The organism is Lactobacillus amylolyticus (assembly GCF_003999355.1).
Taxonomy (GTDB): domain Bacteria; phylum Bacillota; class Bacilli; order Lactobacillales; family Lactobacillaceae; genus Lactobacillus; species Lactobacillus amylolyticus.
The window spans coordinates 1,047,907-1,064,731 of record NZ_CP031835.1 but is presented as its reverse complement, the minus strand read 5'-3'; the positions used below and the strand labels follow the sequence as shown (position 1 = coordinate 1,064,731).

The following is a 16,825-nucleotide window of genomic DNA, read 5'->3' as shown; positions in this document are numbered from 1 at the left end:
AAAAAAGGTAGTAATTATGACTAGTAAAGCAAGATTAATTTATAATCCTGTCTCCGGTCGCGAGCAAATGCCAAAAAATGTGGCCGATATTTTGGATGTTCTCGAACAGGCTGGTTATGAAGCTAGTGCTTTTAGAACCACGCCAGAAAAAATGAGTGCCCAAAATGAAGCTACACGTGCTGCCAAAGAAGGTTTTGACCTGATTGTGGCTGCTGGTGGCGACGGTACAATTAATGAAGTAGTAAACGGAATCGCTTTTTTGGAAGATAGACCAAAGATGGCAATTATTCCGGCCGGCACTACTAATGACTACGCTCGAGCACTGGGCATTCCGCGTGATAATATCCCGGATGCTGCTAAGATCATTTTGAAAAATAAAACGCGCAAAATGGACATTGGCAAGGCATGTTTTAACAAAAAAACGCAATACTTTGTCAATATTGCCGCTAGTGGTTCTTTAACCGAGTTAACCTATGGTGTTCCTCATGAGATTAAATCAGCTTTAGGTTACGCTGCATATTTGATTAAAGGGGCAGAAATGCTGCCACATTTAACCGAAAATGAAATGCGCTTAACTTATGATGATGGAGTTTATGAAGGTAAATTATCAATGTTCTTGCTTGGAATGACCAATTCAATTGGTGGTTTTGAACAAATTATGCCAGATGCACAGCTAAGTGATGGTTTATTCCAATTAATCGTTGTCAAGCCATCAGATCCTGGCAATTTGCTGAAATTGATGGCCCTTGCGTTAAATGGCAAGCATGTAGATGATCCGAATATTATCTACACTAAGACCAGAAGTCTTAAAGCTGAATTAATTGGCAAGAGTGAAGGAAAAGATTTGCCGGTTAACCTTGATGGAGAAATTGGCGGCTATTGTCCAGTAAGCTTTGATAACTTAAAGCAGCACATTGAATTTTATGTTGGTCGCTAAGAGTTAAAAAAATAAGCCTAGTTGAAAAACTAGACTTATTTTTTTGCTTAAATTAAAGCTGATTAACGACGGTCGCCGCCCATACCAAAGATTTGAAGGAAGAACATGAATAAGTTCACGAAATCAAGGTATAGTTGCAAAGCTCCAGCAGTAGCCAAACCTAAAGAATTGGTTTGATCAGCATACTTAGCGTAAATTGTCTTCATTTGTTGAGCATTCCAAGCAGTTAAACCAACAAAGATCAAAACACCGATGTAGGCGAAAATGTAAGTGATCATTGGGTTTCTGAGGAATATGTTAACAATAGTTGCTACGATGAAACCAATCAAAGCAGCGGTGACATAAGAGCCGATGTTGTCCAAGTCACGTTTAGTGACCGTACCGTAAACTGCCATTGTGATAAAGACTGCAGCGGCTGATACAAAGGCAGTTGCAACTGTAGCATCAGTGTAAGCGGCGCAGATGATCGCAAAAGTCAAACCGTAGGCTACAGCCATGATCATCAGCATTACAAAACTTGCAACTGGATTGCGTGTTGCTCTAAAGCTGATTGCAAAACTAAGAATCAAAGGCAAGAACAAAATAATCCATGCGGAAGCTTTGTTGCTGAAAAGTGCGACAAAGGCTGCCTTAAATACGGTAGTTGATAAAAATGCAGTTAAAGCTGAGACTAAAACAGCTAAAGCCATAATGCTGTAAGTTTTAGTCAAAAAACTATTAACAGCTGAGATGTCCTGAACTTGACGACGTCCAGGATTGTTTGAAAAGTTATCCATAAAAAGATCCTTTCTATTATAGAGATACTCATTAATAAGCTATCACAAAAATAGAAAGGATTAAAGGATAATCTTAAAATTTAATTATTATTTAGTAGGCTTCTTTGACCACTTTAAGCCGATTCCAGTTACACCACTGATAATGGAGAAAACTGGTGACAGTAAACTGAAGAAGGTAAATGGCAAGAATGCTAAAACTGGTACGCCCAAGGTTGAAGCGGCAAATGAACCAGCAACACCCCAAGGAATCAAGTAGTTGATTACACTACCACCGTCTTCAAGCACACGACTTAAAGCTAAAGGCGCAAGACCAATTTTATCGTAGGCAGATTTGAAAGCACGTCCTGGCAAAATTACAGACAAGTATTGTTCACCAACGAAAAGATTGATGCAGATACCAGAAAGAATAGTAACTGTGATTAAACGACCAGGTTTCTTCAAATGCTTAACAAGAGGTTCCATCGCACTTTGAACGATGTTGAACTTCATCAGCATTCCGCCCAAAGAAAGAGTTGAGATAATCAAAGCTACAGTGCCCATCATGCTGGAAATACCACCACGGGTTAATAGACTGTTGACGGAGCTGTCGCTTGTTTTAGCAACAAAGCCGTTCATAATTAAATTATTTAGCGCTGTAATTGAAAAATGAGGATTAATGATAAAAATCATAATTACAGTGGCTGCAATATTAATAAATAAAGTAGGAATTGCAGGGATTTTTCTCCAAGCACAGATCAGCATTAAGATAATTGGTACAATTGCCCACCAACTAATTACAAAGTGTTGCTGCAAAATGCTGGATGTACGTTCAATCTTAGTTAAGTCCATTTGACCACTGCTGCCTAGAATCCAGAAGAGAATGAAGGAAACAACGAAAGATGGAATAGTGGACCACATCATATTCTTAATGTGAGCAAACAATTCACTTTCAGCGACTGCTGATGAAAGGTTGGTTGAATCAGAAAGGGGTGACATTTTATCGCCAAAGACCGCACCGGAAATAATTGCACCAGCTACCAAAGCAGGATTGGCATTCATGCTGGCACCAATACCAAAGAGGGCAATTCCAACCGTTGAAATAGTGGTAAAGCCACTTCCGATTGCGACCCCAACGATGGAGCAAACCACAAAGACTGATGGCAGGAAGAATTCGCCGTTAATCAAATGGAAACCTAAAACCATGATTGATGGAATAATTCCGGCTTGAATCCAAAGCCCGATCAAAGCTCCGATTAAAATAAAGATAAAGATAGGGATAATCGCAACGCTAATCCCTTCTTTAATTCCGTTTTGAATATCTTGCCAAGAAAAGCCGCGAATTTTGGCCCAGAAAGTTAATAGCAAGACTGTGAATAAAACTGGTACTTCTGGGGAAAGCCCAAATTTGATAACGGCAGTTCCCAGGATTAAAAGCAAGATTACAAGGATGATAATTGATTCACCAAAAGAAACCTTCTTTTTCATATTTTTCCCTCCAAACAAAAAATCCCGCTGACAATAATGTCAACGGGACGATTAAACAACCGCGGTACCACCCATATTTTAAGGAATAGACCTCAAACTCTATCAGATGATAACGGCTCTGAATATTTCCGAACAACTCGCTTTACGATGTATTTCGCTAATTTCGCCTGTCTGGTTTGCATCTACCACCAGTTCTCTGAACGCTGAACGAAGCAACTACTTGTTTATTTATTGTTGTGCATTATGATAGCAAGATTAAAAAAAGCTGTCAATACTTCTCATCAAAATAATTTTCTTTCGCACTCAATTCGAAAATAAAAATAAGTTATACTAGTAATAGAACGATTTAGGGGTGATATGATGAAAAGAGTCCTGGTATTAGGCTGTCCGGGTAGTGGCAAAAGCACTTTTAGTCGAAAACTAAATCAGAAAACTGCCTTGCCGATCTGCTATCTTGATCGCTTGCTATGGAATAGCGATAAAACAACTGTTTCAAGAGATGTTTTTAATCAACGTCTAGCTAAAGAATTGCAAAAACCAACTTGGATTATGGATGGCAATTATAGTTTTTCTTTACCGATGCGCTTATTGCGATGTGATACCATCTTTTTGTTAGATTATCCAACTGAAGTTTGTTTAAACGGCGTGCGAGCCAGAATAGGCAAGAAACGTCCTGATATGCCTTGGATCGAAGAAAAAGAGGATCCTGAATTTATGAATTATATCCAAACTTTTAAGACCGATAAGTTACCCAAGCTGCGGGCTACTCTTAATCGTTTTCCGAATAAAAATCAGTTTGTTTTTCATTCTCGAGATGAAGCAAATAAATTTTTAGATAGGCTTTAACAGCATTTTATCGGTAAAAGTTTTGTGAAGGAATTGAGCGAGTCAAATGGAAAAAAATCAAATTGTTGAACTAGAAATTACTGACCTTTCTTATGAAGCCATGGGAGTGGCTCATTATGAGGGCCTAACCGTTTTTGTAAATAATGCTTTGCCAGGCGAAACGGTTAAGGCAAAAATTTTGAAAGTTAAAAAGCGTTTTGCTTTTGCCAAAATTGAAAAGATTCTTAAAGAAAGTCCTGATCGAATCAATGTCAAATTGAATCAGTGGGTACAAACTGGTTTGGCCTCTTTAGCGCATATTAAGTACGATAAGCAGCTTGAATTTAAACGCAATCAAGTTGTTAATCTGCTTAAGAAGGCTCACTTAGACGGAGTTAAAGTTAATGAAACTTTGCCTAGTCCTGAACAAACCGGCTACCGCAATAAGGCACAAGTACCAGTTAGAGAAGTTAATGGTCAGCTTGAAATTGGCTTCTTCAGACGGCATTCTCATGATCTGGTTCCTCTGACCAATTTCTTTACAACTGATCCTGAAATTGATCGCGTTTTAGTTGCTACACGTGATATTTTGCGGAAATATGAAGTTCCGGCTTACGATGAAATTCATCACAAAGGTGAAGTGCGTTACCTAGATGTTCGACGCAGCAAGGCTAATGGCAAACTAATGGTGATTCTGGTTTGCCTGCATAAAGATTTTCCACAATTGCCAAAAGTAGCCGCTGAAATCAGTCAAATTCCAGAAATAAGCAGCGTCATTTTGAACTACAATCCCAAGAAGACGAATGTAATTTTGGGCAGAAATGACTATGTTGTTTTGGGCGAAGATCATTTGATTGATAAAATCGGGGATGTTGAATTCCGGATTTCACCAAAGAGCTTCTTCCAAATCAATTCTTTACAGACGCCGCGTTTATATGATTTGGCAATTAAAAAGGCAGATTTAAAGGCAAATGACGTTGTTATTGATGCTTATTCTGGTATCGGAACTATTGGCTTAAGCGTAGCTAAGCATGTTAAGGCGGTTCGTGGAATGGAAACGATTCGTGAAGCGGTAGAAGATGCAAATGCCAATGCAAAATTGAATGGCATTGAAAATGCCCAATATGTCACTGGCAAGGCAGAAGATGTAATGCCACGCTGGGCTAGTGAAGGACTTAAGACAGACGTGATTTTTGTTGATCCGCCACGAAAAGGATTAACGCCTGAATTTATTAATGCGGCTGCCGCTACTAAGCCGAAGAGGATTGTCTATATTTCATGCAATCCTGCCACACAAATCCGTGATCTGCAGTTGCTCCAAGAAAAGGGCTATCATTTTGATGAAATAAGTCCGGTAGATATGTTCCCGCAGACTCCGCATGTGGAATCTGTTACGGTCCTTGAACGCACAGAAGAATAGCTCACAAACGCCGGTGTGACGGTGTTTGTGATAGATGAAAAGTGTACTAATTCCTCTTTTGGTGATTGGAATTAGTACACTTTTTGCTTGTTGAGCTAGAGGGTCAAGTGGACAACGTGCTGGATTTTTAGGTTGTGTAGATAAGTGTCCGTTTTGGGGAGCTGAGTTGGTTAAGTTGATGAGAGAAGCAGTAATGGTTGACATGACGATAAGATGATGGATGTTAATTATTAAAGATATTTATAATCAAAGATTTAATTTATTGATTCTAATCAATTTTGTAAAATGCTTTTATGCTAGATTTATATCGCAATAATCAAATGGAAGGATGAGAAATATGGTTGACTATATTGCAAAAATTAAACCAATAAATGCGGATAAAATTGAAACACAGGCGCATGAATAGCAACATTCAGTGAAAATGGTAATAGTCTTCATATTCATGTGGAAATGTTTGATAAGCCTGCCAATATTGAACATTGGGAACATTTCCATAGATTTCCAGATGGGAAACAAGCTCATGTTCCGACGCTAATGCAGGACGTGAATCATGATGGCTTTATTGATTTACCTGAAACAGAGGCAGTATCTGGGACAACGATGGTTCCTTTTGATGATGCACCACAAGAAATGAACATTCCCCATGATGGCTACCCGGTTGGCAGATAAATACGGTCATTATGAATATGATAAGGATGTCCCATTAAAAGATTTACAAGCAAAATTTAAGCAAGCATTTGGTAGTGACGATCTTCAATTAGACAAACGAGTAGTTTATGTTCACGGCGTACCAGCGGATCTTAAATTGCCATCTAGCGTTGCTGGTAATGTTATGAGTTATGATGCACATACAACTTTGCCAATTGCTGCTGGAGAGATTAAATTGGCACATTAATTTTTATAGAACTGAAATTTGAAAGCCAGAGTCTATGCTTTTTGCATGGTTTCTAGTCTTTTTTGTATATTCTCTCTTTTATTAAACGAAATTTACACAATAAAACTGTGATTTTTTGCTTAAAAGATAAATATAAAAAGACACTAGTATCTTGATAACAGTCAAGTCACCTAAATTGTTTTTTACCTATAATGTGTAGTGTCAAGAAAGGAAGAGGTGAAAAATGATTAAGTTACAACAATTTTTTATGAGGTACAAAAAGCAGCTTTTGCTTGTTAATACTATTTTGCTGTTGCTTGCTGAAGGATCTAAATGGCTATTGCACATGAATTTACCATACCAGGCTTTAATGCTTATCGTGGGGATTGTCGGAGTGCTTCCAATTGTTTTGACGGCTATTTCATCTTTAAGGGTTAAATTAATTTCTATTGATGTTTTAGTATCGCTGGCGGTAATCGGTGCCTTCATTATTGGTGAATTTAATGAAGCAGCCATTGTTACTTGGCTATTCATGTTAGGAGATGTACTGGAAGAATTAACCCTAAAGAAAACGCGTTCAGCCGTCGCTGATTTAACCAAAATGGCACCACAGACTGCGTTAGTTGTTCAAGATGATGGCTCAACTGAGAAAGAAGACGTCGATTTCATTGATCCTGGTGAGAAGATTTTAGTTAAAACTGGTGATCAGGTTCCAGTCGATGGCAAGGTTATTTCAGGTTCTGGTTATCTTAATGAAGCCAGTGTTAACGGTGAATCTAAATTAGTTAATAAAAAAGCCGGTAATGAAGTATATGCAGGAACTATCCTTGAAAACGGTACATTGACTGTCGAAACTACCGCAGTCGGTGAAGGTACGACTTTCGGTAAAATTATCGAAATAGTTGAAGAAGCACAAGATACAAAGTCACATACAGAAAAGTTAATTAACCGGTTTTCCAAATATTACACTCCCGCCGTACTTATAATTGCAATCGTTGTAGGTTTAATTACTAAAGACCTTAGGCTGGCTATTACAGTTATGGTGCTGGGTTGCCCAGGTGCTTTAGTTATTGGTGTGCCAGTATCTACAGTTGCTGGTATCGGTAATGGTGCTAAAAATGGCATTATGTTTAAAGGGCCGCAAGTGATGGACCAAACTCATCGGATTGATGAAATTGCTTTTGATAAAACCGGCACTTTGACTGTTGGACATCCAGAAGTTAGTGCAATTGAGGTATTAAATGGGCCCAAAGATGAAATTATTAAATTAGCTGCTCAAATTGAGCGTCAAAGTAACCACCCCTTAGCTCAGGCAATTGCCAAATTAAATAAACAAAAGCCAGCTTCAATTAAAGTGGAAACTGTTAAGGGCAAGGGAATCATCGCCACTTTAAATAATCAAAAATATTATTTAGGTAACCAAAAATTAATTGTTGAAAATACTCGTGCCAATGCAAAATTGGGTGAAACAATTGATCATTTGAGTCAATTAGGTAATTCAATTGTCACTTTTGCCAATGAGGACCAAAGTCAATTAGCTGTTTTTGGCATTAAAGACCAATTGCGCTCAGAAGCTAATGATGCTTTAACCCACTTAAAAGAATTAGGGGTTAAGAAGCTAGTGATGCTTTCTGGAGACAATCAAGAAACTGCTGAACGAATTGCGGCGAAGTTGCCAATCGATGAAGTTCATGGTCAAATGTTGCCACAAGACAAGGCTGCTTTTGTTAAAAAAGAAAGAGCTAAGGGACACCATATTGCTTTTATTGGTGATGGGATCAATGATAGTCCGGCCTTAGCTAATGCTAATGTTGCAATTGCCGTTGGTAGTGGAGCGGATGTTGCCATTGAAGTTTCAGACATAGTTTTAGTTAAAAATGACTTGCGAAAGATCGCTTATGCCCTTGGATTATCCAAGAAGACAATTTTGAACATGAATGAAAATATCGTGATGGCTTTACTGACAGTCTTATTGTTGTTCATCGGTTTGTTTGCGGGTTATGTTGAAATGGCAAGTGGGATGTTTATTCATGAATTTAGCATCTTAATTGTTATCTTGAACGGGATGAGATTAATCAAATTTCAACAAAAATTGACGATCATCAAGTTTATAATCAACAAAACAAAGTATCATTAGATATGTAAATTAATAAGGAAGGGGAATTTAATCATGGAAAAAGTAATGATGAAATTATCTGGCATGACCTGTCCTTCATGCTTAAGCAAAATTGAAAGGGCGGTTGGTAGTTTGGATGGAACCGACCAAATCAAAGTTTTATTCAATGCAGGAAAGCTAAAATTTACGTTGGATCCTGATAAGACTAAAACTGTTGACGTCAAGACAGCTATTGAAAAAATGGGTTATGAAGTACAAGAAATTAAGGAAAAGGAGCTTAACTGATGAATGCAGAAGAAAAATACCAGGCGGAATTGAAGCAAAGCGACCTTGATCACCATCGGCCAACTGCAGCTGCCATGACTGGTCACATTATTTCTAACTTGTTAATCCATTCTTTAAAGATTAACCAAGCTAACTTATTTGCTAAAGGATCTGCTAGTCTTTTTTTAGCCGAAAAAGCTGCTGATTGGATTGCTTATGAACGTCAGGAATTTGACCAATTGAGTCACTTATTGGTTAATAATGGTGAAAGTATTCCAACAATTACAGCTCAATTTAAGGAATATACTATGCTAGAAGAAGATGGTAGTAGTAAATATTTAGCAGGTGATAAGCAATTGTTTGCCTTGGTAAAAGATTTTGATACGCAAACGCTCTTCATTACTAAGGCAATTGCCTTAGCTAACAATGAAAGTTGGCTAGAATTATCTGCTAATTTAACTAATTTAATGGCTTGGATTAAGGAGCAAATTCGGGTAACTCAAGACTTCTTAGGTCATGAACTAAAAGAAGGATTGTATGTCGAAGACGACGATGATGACTTTTAATTAAAGGACGATGAATTTAATGGCTGATTTATGTGTTAACTTAGTACCACTATTTAATGCTTTACCTCAGGATGAGAAGATGCAAATCGAAAAATTAGTTCAGCATAAAAACTATGAAAAGGGTGAAGTGATAATTGATCCAACGATAAATGATAATTTAGTAATTGTCGCTGATGGTAACGCTAAGCAGTACACCTTAGATGAAGACGGCTATGAGAATGTTTTGCAAATCTTGCATACAGGTGATTATATTGGTGAGAATTGGCTTTTTGGTCAAAAAAATGTCAATAATTACGTCGAGGCTACGGAACACAGTGAAATTTGTTTATTAAAACGGCAGGATCTACTGAAGCTGATGCATAAACAACCAGAATTAAGTATTCGATTATTGGAACTAAATATTGTTAAAGTTTCGGAAATGCAAAAACAAATTCACTTGTTGGCTTTGCCGAAGGTTGAAGACCGGTTATTAAAGTATTTACAAACATATGCAGATGAAATTGGTAAAAATAATTTTACCTTACCCTTAAAAATGAAGGACTTAGCCTTATACCTTGGAACAACACCTGAGACCCTGTCTCGTAAATTTGCTTTATTAGAAAAGCAAGGTCAACTGAAACGTCAATTACGTCGAATTGAATTATTAGAAAATTAGTTTAATTAGGCAATTATTGCTTAGTTGATAATATACACGTTATATCAGTTTAGAAAATAAGAGAAAGGCGGGTCATATTATATGCAAAGTGAATTTCAAAAAATTTTTCAAGAAATTCAAGCAGATCCTGATAATGAATCTTTTACAAAGCAAGGGATCAAGCCACTTTACTATGCTTCTTCATCTGCCAGAATAAATATCATTGGTCAAGCACCAGGACGAATTGCCCAAGAAAAAATGAAATTCTGGGATGATCCTAGTGGTGATCGTCTTCGGATCTGGTTAGGGGTTTCGAGAGACGTTTTCTATAATTCTGGAATGATTGCAATTTTACCAATGGATTTTTATTATCCCGGAAAAGGCAAGTCTGGTGATCTCCCACCGCGTAAAGGATTTGCTCAAAATTGGCATCCACAGCTATTGAAATTAATGCCTGATATTCAGTTAACCATTTTAGTGGGCGCTTATGCGACGAGAAGCTACCTTCACCTAGGATATAAAGATCGGTTGACTGATATTGTCAGGAATTATCAGCAATACCTGCCAGACTATTTTCCAATCGTTCATCCGTCACCACGAAATAAAATTTGGGAGGCAAAAAATCCATGGTTCGAGGAGCAGGTAATTCCAGACCTGCAAAGAAGAATTCAAATAATTCTAAATAATTAGGGGATGATCCAGATGCAGAAACTAGGCATTATCGGTGGTATAGGCCCAGAAGCAACAATGAATTATTATTCTGCAATCATTAAGCGGTATCAGGAGCGGATCGCGACTGATAAAGTCGACGGTTATGTAGGAGCTGCGGCCAATAATTTATTGAAAGCCGGGTGTGACTTTGGATTGATGTGTGGCAATACGCCCCATCTATTATTTGATCAGATTCAAGCGCGCACTGATTTGCCATTGTTAAGCATTGTCGAGACAGCGGTAGCGGCTGCCCAACAGTTGCACCTTCAACGATTGGCTTTACTAGGCACCAAATTTGCAATGCAAAATGACTTTTTCATCAAACCATTTTGAGAGGCCGAAATTGAAGTTTGCCGTCCCAGTGAAAATAATCAATCCATAATTCATCAAAAAATTGTAGACGAACTCGAAAACGGTATTGTTAAGAAAGAGACTAAGCAGCAGTTAATGACAATTATCAATAAGATGGTTCAAAAAGATCACCTTGATGGTGTAGTCTTGGGTTGTACCGAATTGCCGTTAATCTTAGGGCAGGAAGATTTCAAGAATATTCAAGTGTTTGATATTGCTCAGGTTCAAATCAAGGCTGCTGTGGATCAACTTCTAAAAAAGCTAAAATAGCTGAGTGCCGTACACCATAAATTTCACATATTAACTCTAATTACTTCACCATCTTTGAACGTGAACTCCATGTAGCGTTGGAAGATGGTGATTTTTTCTACCAAGCGACGAACCAATTGTTTATCAAAGTCAACTACGCCATACTTGTGCAATTCGACTAATTTGTTGATTTCATCAAGGCCGTGTAGTTTGGCTTCGTAAAAGGGGTATTGTACGTTAAACGAACTGCTTATGGCTTTCGTAACTTCTTTAATTTTCGGGCTCGAATCCTGCTTGCCCTTCCTAACTCATACTTTGCCATCAACTGGAAGAATAAAAGAACAGCTCATGTCCAATCTCAGACACAAGCTGTTTGAAAAGTTATTCAAATTTTTCTATCAGTACTTCTTGACGAAGAGCCATAAAAAAGAACTGCTCCATCAAAAGCAGTTCTTCATAATATTAGACAAATTATTGTGGAACAACATTAGTCGCTTGAGGTCCTCGATCTTCTTGTTCAACATCGTAACTAACTTTTTGCCCTTCCTCAAGACTCTTAAAACCGTTAGTTTTAATTGATGAAAAGTGTACGAATACATCTTTACCATCTGAACCAGTGATAAACCCAAAGCCCCTATCAGCATTAAACCATTTTACAGTACCATTTTGCATATATATATCCTCCTAGGAATCAAACCAAAGTAACCAAATTGAATTAACATCTAAGAAGATAATAGATAGCAAAGATGAATGATACTTATAACTTCCGTACATGTCAATTTAACTAACTATAACACTTTAATTCGCTGTATGCAACCCTAAATAATTCAAGCGCACAATTTTTCATAAGCCTTGGCACTTTCGTACTCTTTAAAAGCTGTCTGCTGGTCATCGTTAGTAGTTAGACTTTGTTAGATCAGTTAATTAAGCGGAATAATCTACAAAACGTTATTAGATGAGTTAAGCGAACACTAACCAAGCACCGCCAGGAGATTATTGCAAGCTTTTACCCCCGACTAACCAACGGGCCGATCGAAGGCGCTAATAATAAAATCAAGATAATCAAACGAACCGCATATGGCTATCGCAACTTCTTCCATTTTCGGATTATGATTCTCATTTCGTTGAAGGCTTCTAATCTCATGATTCGTGAATTACCAAAAAGGAGAACTAGACCAATAGCCAAGGTGGCTTAGTATAGTTCTCCAAATTCTCTTCATCCTTACCGATTGACAAAGAGCCTAAAAATAAAAGGATTAACAATTTTTATTAGTATTTTTACAAATGTTACATTGCAATAACAGAGCTAGCATATATCTTGTTGGCATGGCAAGAAAGATTGAATACCGACGATAGAACATTAGGCGATTTGTTCTATTCCTTCACGAATTAATTACCTGATATTACGTTCATTTGCGCATTGGTATACCTAATTTCCGTTCTTAAATGCTCTGGTAATGAGTTTATCGAAGATAAAATTGACCAATTCATGCACACCATCCCATCAAACGTACAAAATATCATTTCAAGAGTGTTGTAAAACTAATTTAGGTACGAAAAGCCCAGAGCTCATCAGAGCTCCAGTCTATTTTCGTGCTTTCAAGTTTCAGTTTGTGATCAAAAAGCGCCTGAAGTGCAATCAACAATGCATTTCAGGCGCTTTTTCTATTTGGCTAAAATCAATTGTATTGGAAGTTAGTTAACTTCAGTTTGGTGAACATTAACTTGGCTGCGACGGAAGAAGTGAACGAGGAGACCAACTACTAAACCGACAAGTGCTGGGACAACCCATGAGAGTCCCATTGAAGCAAGTGGCATCATCTTCCGTACACCGGCTACCCAAAGGCCAAATGAACTTTGACTAACAACAGCAGGGAAGGCAACAACCATATCACCAAACGCTGGAACAACGGTTAGGAGAACCACAAAGAAGTAAACTACACCGTCACGGTTGAATAATGGAGATGTTACGGATAAGAAGATAAGAACCATTGATAATGGGTATAGGAACATCAACATCGGAGTTGACCAAGCGATGATTTGATCCAATCCGAAGTTAGCAGTCAAGAATGAAGCAAGACAGCTAAGTGCTAACCAAGTATGGTAGCTAACTTTTGGAAAGTGCTTGTGGAAGTCTTGAGCAAAGGCAGCAACTAAACCAACGGCAGTAGTTAAACAAGTAACAGTTAATAAGAATGCTAGAACAACTTGACCAAAGACACCAGCGTAGGCATTAACTAATTGGTTGAAGGCAACCCCACCATCAGCAGAAACCTTGAACCGACCAAGTGACATTGCACCTAAAACGATTAGGAGAAGGTAGATGAAACCGATGGCACTTTCTGCAAGGACACCTGACTTAGCAACAACCTTAGAAACAGCACCAGGACGGCGAACGCCCATCCCTCTAACAGCAGTGACAACAGTGACCCCGAATGCTAAACCAGCAAGGGCATCCATGGTATTGTAACCTTCAAGGAAACCATTTGTAACAGCACTGTGAACGTAGGCACTTGTTACTGGAGCAGAACCAGGATTACCTAAAGGATTAGCAAATGCAACAACGAATACTAAGAACAAGAGGGCAAGGAAAACAGGGTTTAATACCTTACCAACATTAGAAAGAATGCTGTTTTCTTTGTAAGAAAAGGCAAATGCTAAACAGAAGAAGACAGCTGAGAAAAGGAGTAATGCCCAACCTTGAGCGTCCTTAGGAACGAAAGGCGCAACCCCAACGGTGAATGAAACAGTAGCAGTCCGTGGTGTACCAAATAATGGACCGATGGTTGCGTGAATCAAAACCATGAAGACAAGGGCGAATACTGCACCGAGCGGACGACCAACATCGTAAACCCCTTCAGCACGAGTAACAGCGATGGCGAGAACGGAAAGTAATGGGAGAAGAACCCCTGTAACTAGGAAACCTAAAGCAGCTGGGTCCCAATTCGCACCAGCTAGTTGACCAAGGTGTAAGGGGAAAATCAAGTTCCCGGCACCAAAGAATAACCCGAATAGTAATGATGCAACAACTAAATATTGCTTAAATGTTAGCTTTTTTGTTGTTAAATCCTGCATAAATAATTCCCTCCTAGGATATAAAAGCATAAAATAATTGCTTTGATCCCAACAAAAAAGTCCCTTAACCAAAATTACTTTGGTTAAGGGACGCTCGAGCGTGGCACCACCCTATCTTCGTATTATCATTGCTGACAATACCTTATACGTACGGCCCGGGACTACATGGGCGATACGCTAGCACTATAATGGGTGCTACCATTAAGTCTTACTATTATCTCTTAAGACTTAAGCTCGAAAGTGATTTTCAATTAAAGTTGAACCTGTCTCCTTCCACCTACCGAGACTCGCTGAAGGCTATCGATAATTTACTCTTCTTTCTCATTGCGATCGAATAATTAAATTGTTGTTTATTATTATAACTATTTTTTAATAGTTGTCAACAACTTTTTTAGAATTTTTTTATTTTTCCTGGTAATTAGCCATGTCTTCGCTAGTTTGTGCGTAGGCTGGATCACCGTTTAAAGCACGCGCCACTGCCCGTTCAACTGCAGTATTGGTTGTAGTGTTGGCAATAGCTAATGGCTTGTCGTACCGCTTAGCGTGGTGGTTAGCAAGTTGACTAATTCGGTGATGGATTTTATCGATGCAGACAACTACAAAGTCGGCTTCACGGATTTCACGCTTCATCTTGCTGCTCGATACTTTGTCTTCCATTGAAGCATCGAGGGCGTGGTAAACACCGTGGTGCTTGTCAATCACTGTCTTTAATTCTTGTGAATGTTCCCGATCGCCAGTAATGACAAGGACGATTCGTTGCTTCAAATCATAATCAAGTTTCTTTTCGTAGTCATGACGAGGGTGAGTAGCCTTCTTAACTTGCTTTGGCTTTTCAGGCTGCTTAGTGGTGTCAAAGTCTTGCTTTTCATGGATCCAGCGGATGGAACCGAAAACCTGGGCCTCGAAAATACCGACATCCAGTTGACGGACCAGGGCGCAATCAAGGTTGATCCTCATCTTCATACTACCGTTCCAAATGTTTGGGCCATCGGCGACGTAAAGGGCGGTCCCCAGTTTACCTACATTTCGTTAGACGACTTCCGGATCATCAAGGACGAACTCTTTGGTGACGGGACGCGCCAGACGACCAACCGGGGTGTGGTTCCGACTAGCGTCTTCATCGAGCCGCCACTGTCACAGGTGGGCTTAACCGAAAAGCAGGCCCAGGCGGCGGGGAAGGCTTCAATGATTTATTGAAGAAGCCGGTGAAATAAAGATAAGGCACTAGCTTAATGAATTTGGCTTTCTATGCATTCTTACTCTGAACCGCGGATAATTTTCCTGCTGTCAATCGAGACGGGGAGCGCAATCGTCAGGGTCTTGATCAGAATTATATCCATGATAGTGATAAAGGTGATCGTTAACAATGTAACCGCCGTTTGAATGATTAACAGGTGGAAGCCACCGCCGAATAGTAGGCCGTTGGGTACCTGGCCACTGATCTGGTGACTCGCAAAAATACCGGTCGCAATGCTTCCCCAGATGCCGCTGATTCCGTGACAGCCAAATGCGTCAATAACATCATCGATCGCTAAGTGTGGCTTAACCTGGGTAATAAACGATTGGCTGATCATGGCCCCGACCATGCCGATGATCATCGAACCACCTAGTGTAACATAGCCGGCGCTGGGAGTAATGGCGACGAGCCCGGTGACGGCCCCGTTGCAAACACCGGCAAGGGTAACGTGGTTCAACCGGTAGCGGTCCAGCAGCATCCAGGTAACCATTGCCGTTGAGCAGGCAATGGTGGTCGTTAACATGGCCTGAACCGCGGTATCATCCACGGCCAAGGCGGATCCGGCGTTAAAGCCATACCAGCCGATCCACAATAGCGCTGTCCCGATTAGGACCCAGGAAAGGTTGTTGTGGTGGGCGTAGACTTCCTTGCGGCGGCCGACCCATGCGGAAAGGATCAAGGCGGTGATCCCGGAATTGACGTGGACGACCAAGCCACCGGCAAAGTCAACCGCCCCGAGGCTGGCGAGAAAGCCGTGCGGTGCCCAAACCATGTGGACCAGCGGGTAGTAGACGAAGATCGACCAGCAGATCGTGAAGATGATTAGGAAGTGAAACCGTCCGTGACCAACCACCGACCCACAAAAGATTGCTGGGGTAATGATTGCAAACATCATCAAAAACATGGCGTAGTCACCGATCGGGATTCCGGTTTTCGTGACTGCGTTAATGGAGACGTTAATCATCAGTATGTTATGCAGGTTGCCGATTATCCCCCAGTGGTTGCCGGAGAACGAGAGGGAGTAACCGACCGTAATCCACAGAATGACGGCCAATCCACACATCATAAAAATAGTGAGCAGCATATTATTGGCATGCCGGTGATTGATTAGACCACCGTAGAAAAATGCTAACCCTGGCGTCATCAGTAACACCAGAATACTAGCAATCATGACGAATAATGTGTTTGTTTGTGACATGTAGACCATCTCCTCGTATTATTGGGAATAATAATACCACCTTTGCACAGCAGTCACAATGGCTTGTGCGAAATACCGTGGAATCATTTGTGTGAAGTGCTTTCACTCTGAAAAATGATTAGTATCTG

General features: G+C 39.7%; 13 protein-coding genes, 7 pseudogenes and 1 other annotated feature. Of the genes and pseudogenes, 13 read left to right on the top strand and 7 right to left on the bottom strand.

The genetic code is table 11. The features are described from left to right. Positions 1–16 precede the first annotated feature (16 nt). Positions 17–937, top strand: coding sequence for a diacylglycerol kinase family lipid kinase (locus tag D0Z64_RS05415; protein ID WP_127345714.1), 921 nt, complete (start codon positions 17–19; stop codon positions 935–937). Between the two features lie 62 nt (positions 938–999). On the opposite strand, the gene D0Z64_RS05410 is transcribed toward D0Z64_RS05415, so the two are convergent. Both D0Z64_RS05410 and nhaC read right to left on the bottom strand, forming a co-directional pair. Continuing rightward, positions 1,000–1,713: a Bax inhibitor-1/YccA family protein gene (locus D0Z64_RS05410; RefSeq protein ID WP_127345713.1), complete on the bottom strand. Its 714-nt coding sequence runs from the start codon at positions 1,711–1,713 to the stop codon at positions 1,000–1,002. 87 nt (positions 1,714–1,800) lie between these two features. Further along, positions 1,801–3,177, bottom strand: a complete 1,377-nt coding sequence (gene nhaC / locus D0Z64_RS05405; RefSeq protein ID WP_127345712.1) for a Na+/H+ antiporter NhaC — start codon at positions 3,175–3,177, stop codon at positions 1,801–1,803. A 357-nt stretch (positions 3,178–3,534) separates the two neighbouring features. Between nhaC and D0Z64_RS05400 the strand changes: the two genes are divergently transcribed. The 9 genes and pseudogenes from D0Z64_RS05400 (at position 3,535) to D0Z64_RS05360 (ending at position 11,208) form a co-directional block, all read left to right on the top strand. Further along, the gene (locus tag D0Z64_RS05400) at positions 3,535–4,023 is read left to right on the top strand and encodes a P-loop NTPase family protein (protein ID WP_241244168.1); all 489 of its coding nucleotides are present in this window, start codon (positions 3,535–3,537) and stop codon (positions 4,021–4,023) included. 46 nt (positions 4,024–4,069) lie between these two features. Further along, on the top strand, positions 4,070–5,422 hold the full coding sequence (rlmD, locus tag D0Z64_RS05395; RefSeq protein ID WP_080881634.1) for a 23S rRNA (uracil(1939)-C(5))-methyltransferase RlmD: 1,353 nt from the start codon (positions 4,070–4,072) through the stop codon (positions 5,420–5,422). A gap of 337 nt (positions 5,423–5,759) precedes the next feature. Continuing rightward, positions 5,760–6,317, top strand: a pseudogene (locus tag D0Z64_RS08545) (hypothetical protein). A gap of 223 nt (positions 6,318–6,540) precedes the next feature. Continuing rightward, positions 6,541–8,433 (top strand): heavy metal translocating P-type ATPase, encoded by a 1,893-nt coding sequence (locus D0Z64_RS05385; protein WP_080881633.1) that lies wholly within the window; start codon positions 6,541–6,543, stop codon positions 8,431–8,433. Between the two features lie 33 nt (positions 8,434–8,466). After that, a complete protein-coding gene (locus D0Z64_RS05380; protein WP_004897838.1) occupies positions 8,467–8,697 on the top strand; it encodes a heavy-metal-associated domain-containing protein in 231 nt (76 codons plus the stop codon). Further along, positions 8,697–9,242: a DNA-binding protein gene (locus tag D0Z64_RS05375; RefSeq protein WP_080881632.1), complete on the top strand. Its 546-nt coding sequence runs from the start codon at positions 8,697–8,699 to the stop codon at positions 9,240–9,242. Before D0Z64_RS05380 ends, D0Z64_RS05375 begins: the two co-directional genes overlap by 1 nt. 19 nt (positions 9,243–9,261) lie before the next feature. Then, on the top strand, positions 9,262–9,897 hold the full coding sequence (locus tag D0Z64_RS05370) for a Crp/Fnr family transcriptional regulator (RefSeq protein WP_040457430.1): 636 nt from the start codon (positions 9,262–9,264) through the stop codon (positions 9,895–9,897). 81 nt (positions 9,898–9,978) lie between these two features. After that, the gene (locus D0Z64_RS05365; RefSeq protein WP_080881631.1) at positions 9,979–10,566 is read left to right on the top strand and encodes a uracil-DNA glycosylase family protein; all 588 of its coding nucleotides are present in this window, start codon (positions 9,979–9,981) and stop codon (positions 10,564–10,566) included. Between the two features lie 3 nt (positions 10,567–10,569). Beyond that, positions 10,570–11,208 (top strand): annotated as a pseudogene (locus D0Z64_RS05360) (aspartate/glutamate racemase family protein). Positions 11,209–11,231: 23 nt separating this feature from the next. Here the strand turns inward: D0Z64_RS05360 and D0Z64_RS08690 are convergent. After that, positions 11,232–11,405, bottom strand: a pseudogene (locus tag D0Z64_RS08690) (recombinase); the annotation flags it as partial. Positions 11,406–11,423: 18 nt separating this feature from the next. Between D0Z64_RS08690 and D0Z64_RS08870 the strand changes: the two are divergent. Then, a pseudogene (locus tag D0Z64_RS08870) lies at positions 11,424–11,564 on the top strand (ISL3 family transposase); the annotation flags it as partial. Between the two features lie 94 nt (positions 11,565–11,658). Here the strand turns inward: D0Z64_RS08870 and D0Z64_RS05345 are convergent. After that, positions 11,659–11,859 carry a cold-shock protein gene (locus tag D0Z64_RS05345; protein ID WP_006352739.1) on the bottom strand — a complete coding sequence of 67 codons (201 nt, stop codon included), beginning with the start codon at positions 11,857–11,859 and terminating at the stop codon, positions 11,659–11,661. Between the two features lie 335 nt (positions 11,860–12,194). Here D0Z64_RS05345 and D0Z64_RS05340 point away from each other — a divergent pair. Beyond that, a pseudogene (locus D0Z64_RS05340) lies at positions 12,195–12,383 on the top strand (transposase); the annotation flags it as partial. A gap of 499 nt (positions 12,384–12,882) precedes the next feature. Here the strand turns inward: D0Z64_RS05340 and brnQ are convergent. Beyond that, positions 12,883–14,262 carry a branched-chain amino acid transport system II carrier protein gene (gene brnQ / locus D0Z64_RS05335; RefSeq protein WP_080881629.1) on the bottom strand — a complete coding sequence of 460 codons (1,380 nt, stop codon included), beginning with the start codon at positions 14,260–14,262 and terminating at the stop codon, positions 12,883–12,885. 83 nt (positions 14,263–14,345) lie between these two features. Beyond that, positions 14,346–14,596, bottom strand: a binding site (T-box leader). Positions 14,597–14,664: 68 nt separating this feature from the next. After that, a pseudogene (locus D0Z64_RS05330) lies at positions 14,665–15,150 on the bottom strand (DUF2325 domain-containing protein); the annotation flags it as partial. On the opposite strand from D0Z64_RS05330, the pseudogene D0Z64_RS08540 reads away from it, so the two are divergent. Beyond that, positions 15,145–15,456 (top strand): annotated as a pseudogene (locus D0Z64_RS08540) (FAD-dependent oxidoreductase); the annotation flags it as partial. The pseudogenes D0Z64_RS05330 and D0Z64_RS08540 overlap by 6 nt on opposite strands. Before the next feature lie 62 nt (positions 15,457–15,518). On the opposite strand, the gene D0Z64_RS05320 reads toward D0Z64_RS08540, so the two are convergent. Continuing rightward, the gene (locus tag D0Z64_RS05320) at positions 15,519–16,697 is read right to left on the bottom strand and encodes an ammonium transporter (protein ID WP_127345709.1); all 1,179 of its coding nucleotides are present in this window, start codon (positions 16,695–16,697) and stop codon (positions 15,519–15,521) included. Positions 16,698–16,825 lie beyond the last annotated feature (128 nt).

Bases quoted from the DNA above. Each gene is read 5' to 3' on its own strand.
- D0Z64_RS05410 (WP_127345713.1), bottom strand. From the start codon at position 1,713: ATGGATAACTTTTCAAACAATCCTGGACGTCGTCAAGTTCAGGACATC.
- D0Z64_RS05375 (WP_080881632.1), top strand. From the start codon at position 8,697: ATGAATGCAGAAGAAAAATACCAGGCGGAATTGAAGCAAAGCGACCTT.
- D0Z64_RS05385 (WP_080881633.1), top strand. From the start codon at position 6,541: ATGATTAAGTTACAACAATTTTTTATGAGGTACAAAAAGCAGCTTTTG.
- D0Z64_RS05365 (WP_080881631.1), top strand. From the start codon at position 9,979: ATGCAAAGTGAATTTCAAAAAATTTTTCAAGAAATTCAAGCAGATCCT.
- D0Z64_RS05370 (WP_040457430.1), top strand. From the start codon at position 9,262: ATGGCTGATTTATGTGTTAACTTAGTACCACTATTTAATGCTTTACCT.
- D0Z64_RS05415 (WP_127345714.1), top strand. From the start codon at position 17: ATGACTAGTAAAGCAAGATTAATTTATAATCCTGTCTCCGGTCGCGAG.
- rlmD (WP_080881634.1), top strand. From the start codon at position 4,070: ATGGAAAAAAATCAAATTGTTGAACTAGAAATTACTGACCTTTCTTAT.
- nhaC (WP_127345712.1), bottom strand. From the start codon at position 3,177: ATGAAAAAGAAGGTTTCTTTTGGTGAATCAATTATCATCCTTGTAATC.
- brnQ (WP_080881629.1), bottom strand. From the start codon at position 14,262: ATGCAGGATTTAACAACAAAAAAGCTAACATTTAAGCAATATTTAGTT.
- D0Z64_RS05345 (WP_006352739.1), bottom strand. From the start codon at position 11,859: ATGCAAAATGGTACTGTAAAATGGTTTAATGCTGATAGGGGCTTTGGG.
- D0Z64_RS05380 (WP_004897838.1), top strand. From the start codon at position 8,467: ATGGAAAAAGTAATGATGAAATTATCTGGCATGACCTGTCCTTCATGC.
- D0Z64_RS05400 (WP_241244168.1), top strand. From the start codon at position 3,535: ATGATGAAAAGAGTCCTGGTATTAGGCTGTCCGGGTAGTGGCAAAAGC.
- D0Z64_RS05320 (WP_127345709.1), bottom strand. From the start codon at position 16,697: ATGTCACAAACAAACACATTATTCGTCATGATTGCTAGTATTCTGGTG.